Raw genomic sequence first — 3,546 nt, forward strand, 5'->3', positions numbered from 1 at the left:
CGCCCGAGAACCGCTTCCGGTGACCTTTGACGCGACCACTGGGGAGGCGACCAGAAGGAACTCCTCTCGAAAGAGTGCGGTGACCGTCAGGGTTTCGGCATCCGGCGGGGTGGTGCTGATCACGAGGTCGTAGCCGCCGTCCTTTAGTCCGGCCAGGAGCCTTTCGGCCGGGCGGCCAAGCGTCACCTCGAGGCTGAGACCGGAGGCGACGAGATCGGCGAGCGCCGGAAGCACGCAGGTAGTGGTGAACTCGGGCGGCCCCGCCAGGTGCAGCGACGTATTAGCTTGTGTCTTCAATGGTCCCCTTGATCGTCGGATGCGCCGAATTGTCTCACCCGGCCCCTAATGTGAGAACGTGTCCACTCTTCTGGTTCGGCTCAAGGGAGCCCTCATTGTCGTGGCCCTGCTGGCTGCCGGCGTCTGGTATCTCACCCAGAACCCTCCGGTGGCGCGGGCCTTCTCCGGTGTAGTCGTCGCAGGCCTGGTTTTGACCATCTGGGCGTGGCGTATCAGATCCAGGGCGGCAGGCAAGCGCATCGGGGCCCTGGGCGATCTACTGAGCCTCACGCCGCCCGAGTTTGAGAAGGCGGTGGCCGGCGTGCTTGCCCGCTCGTCGTACCGGAAGGTCCGGGTGGTCGGCAAGGCGGCCGACCTCGGCGTCGACATCGCCTGCTTCGACCGCAGGGGCCGCCCGGTGGTGGTTCAGTGCAAACGGCACGCGCCGGGCATTGCCGTGGGGTCGGGAGAGATCCAGCGCTTCCTGGGGTCGATCACCCACGCCGGAGCGGACCGGGGGATCCTGGTGACGACCTCCCGGTTCTCCGCCCCGGCCATCGATCTGGCGGAGCAGCATGGTATCGAGCTGATCGATGGAACCGCTTTGGTGGAGTTGGTGCGGCGGGCCAACCGGCAACGAAGCCCGGTCGCGCAGGTTGAGCCCGGCTAGGCCCGGACTTGGACCGGCTCCGGTTGCGGCCGGCCGGCGGCTTCCAGGACCCGCTTGAGTGCCGTGGCCATCACCTGCGCTTCTTCAGCCGTGATGTGCCGGGCGAAGTACTCTTCGACGCCTTCTGCGGCTACCGGTCGGGCTACCTGGAGCACGGAGAGCCCCCGGCGTGTCAGGCCGGCGAAGCAGACCCGGCCGTCATCGCTGCAGGAGTGGCGTTCAACGAGCCCCGATCGCTCCATCCGGTCGACCAGACGGGTGATGCCGCTTTTGCTGAGGCTGACCGACTGCGCCAGCTGCTTCATCGGCATGCGTCCGGTCGTAGAGGAGCTGAGCTGGGCGAGGACCTCGTACCAGGTCAGCTGGATGCCGACCCGCTCCTGAAGCTCACGATCGAGCCGGTCGACCATTAAGGCGCAACTCTTCAGGAATACCGGAAAGGCGGCGCGGGCTTCTGAGTGGTCGGTGTCGGACACGCTCTCAATTGTAGATCCTGGTAGTTGCTACCGCAACGAATTCTTCGGGAGCGGCAAGACATAGGGATTTCTTTAGAATTCTTACTTTCCCTCTAGGCAAGGGGTGGCCGGAGTGAAAACATTAGGCGCCAATTCTGCCGACCTCGATCCGGAGGACCCCATGCCGTACCGCTCGAAGATTCACCGTCATGCCCCAATCATTCTCGCCATTCTGGGCGTGCTGATGCTGGGAGGTGCGGTCGCTACGGCGGTCGCTCCCCTTGATACCGGCTCTCGCCTCGCGGGCGACGGGGCGCAGAACGCGGGCAAGGAGGTCCACAGCCACGGCGCCGGAGCCCAGCACGGACCGAGCGCCAACCACCTGCCCCAGGTTCAGAACGGCGTCGACCTGGTCGGGTTCACCGACCTGTTCGGGACGAACGAGCAGGAGGGCCGCATCGGTGACGTGTCGGCCAAGGGGAACTACGCCTACCTGACGCTCTACTACGAGCCGCAGTGCGACCGGGGCGGCATTCGGATCGTCGACATCTCCGACCCGGCGAACCCCAAGGCCGCCGGTTACGTCCCGAGCCACCTGGGCACTTTTGCCGGGGAGGGATCCCAGGTGATCAGTCTCGACAACAAGTTCTTCAAGGGCGACGTCCTCATCTACCAGAACGAGATCTGCCCCGGCGTCAAGGAGCAGAACGGCGTCGGCGGCGTGACGCTGGTCGACGTCACCAACCCGCTGAAGCCGAAGAAGCTGGTCGAGGGCTTCGGCGACTTCACGGTCAAGGGCAAGAGCCAGACCCACTCCAACCAGGTGCACTCGGCCTTCGGCTGGACCAACGACGAAACCGGCCGGGCCTACGTGGTCATGACCGACGACGAGGAGGCGACCGACACCGACATCATCGAGATCACAAACCCGAGCCGGCCCAAGTTCGTCGCCGACTACGACTTTGCCCCGCAGTCCCGGCAGCCGCTGGGAGCGGTCCACGGGGACGCAACCTTCATCCACGACGAGATCGTCAAGAAGATCAACGGGCGCTACATCGGGCTGCTCTCGTACTGGGACGGCGGGTACATCCAGGTTGACCTGACCGATCCGACCAACCCGGTCTACCTCGGTGACACCGAGTACCCGGCGGTCGACCCGGTGCTGCTTGCCAGCAACGGCATCGCGCTTCCGCCCGAGGGCAACGGACACGAGGCCGAGTTCACCCGGGACAACGAGTTCTTCGTCGCCACCGACGAGGACTTCGACCCGTACCGGGTCACCGCGACCATCACCGAGGGGCTCCACGCCGGCTCCACCTTCACCGCAGTGCAGGGCTCGGCCACACCGCCGATTGACAACGACACCTCGATCACGGGAGATACACGCTTTCTCGGGCTGGCGTGTGAAGCAGGTTCCTTCCCGCCGGCGGATGCCGCCCACCCAATAGCTGTAATCGAGAGGGGGGTCTGCGACTTCACAGTCAAGATCCAGAATGCCGATGACGCCGGGTACCAGGGAGTGATCGTCTTCAACCGCACCGGGGAGGACGGCTGCGAAACACTGGTCACGATGCTCGCGGAGAATGACACCCCGGCGATGTTCGTATCCCGCACCGACGGGTTCCGGATCCTCGGCGCTTCGCTGGACGGATACACCTGTGGGCTGGACGGCACAGGCACCGCGACCCCGGCCGGGCCTGAGGCGTCGGCGGTCGACATCCGGGCGGTGTTCGACGGGTGGGGTTACATCCACCTGTTCGACGCCCAGACCTTCGCCGACCTCGACCAGTTCGCCATACCCGAGAGCCAGGATGAGGCGTTCGCTACCGGGTTCGGCGACCTGTCGGTGCACGAGGTGGCGACCGATCCGGACGTCGACCTGACCTACGTTGCCTACTACTCGGGCGGCCTGAGGGTGTTGAGCCACGCCGGAGGCACCCTCACCGAGGTGGGGTCGTTCATCGCGGGACCCGGCATGACGACAACCAGCGGCAAGCCGGTCACCCAGCAGGGCAACAACTTCTGGGGGATCGAGGTCCACAAGCACCCGAACGGGCAGAAGTACGTGCTGGCTTCCGACCGGGACTCCGGTCTCTGGATCTTCCAGCCGTAGGTTAAGAGGCGGCCCGGGCGTCATCGGACGCC

At 65.5% G+C, this 3,546-nt stretch carries 4 protein-coding genes; 2 read left to right on the forward strand and 2 right to left on the reverse strand.

The genetic code is table 11. The annotated features are described in order from the left end of the window. A partial coding sequence (locus tag VFV09_09410; GenBank protein HEU4867933.1) for a LysR substrate-binding domain-containing protein occupies positions 1-297 on the reverse strand: 297 nt, incomplete at its 3' end. Positions 298-355: 58 nt separating this feature from the next. Between VFV09_09410 and VFV09_09415 the strand changes: the two genes are divergently transcribed. Further along, positions 356-946 (forward strand): restriction endonuclease, encoded by a 591-nt coding sequence (locus VFV09_09415; GenBank protein ID HEU4867934.1) that lies wholly within the window; start codon positions 356-358, stop codon positions 944-946. On the opposite strand, the gene VFV09_09420 is transcribed toward VFV09_09415, so the two are convergent. Then, on the reverse strand, positions 943-1,422 hold the full coding sequence (locus VFV09_09420; GenBank protein HEU4867935.1) for a MarR family transcriptional regulator: 480 nt from the start codon (positions 1,420-1,422) through the stop codon (positions 943-945). The two genes, VFV09_09415 and VFV09_09420, sit on opposite strands and share 4 nt — an antisense overlap. 160 nt (positions 1,423-1,582) lie before the next feature. On the opposite strand from VFV09_09420, the gene VFV09_09425 reads away from it, so the two are divergent. Continuing rightward, on the forward strand, positions 1,583-3,514 hold the full coding sequence (locus tag VFV09_09425; GenBank protein ID HEU4867936.1) for a PA domain-containing protein: 1,932 nt from the start codon (positions 1,583-1,585) through the stop codon (positions 3,512-3,514). The last annotated feature ends 32 nt before the right edge of the window (positions 3,515-3,546 follow it).

This window comes from Actinomycetota bacterium (assembly GCA_035759705.1).
GTDB lineage: Bacteria > Actinomycetota > CADDZG01 > JAHWKV01 > JAHWKV01 > JAJCYE01.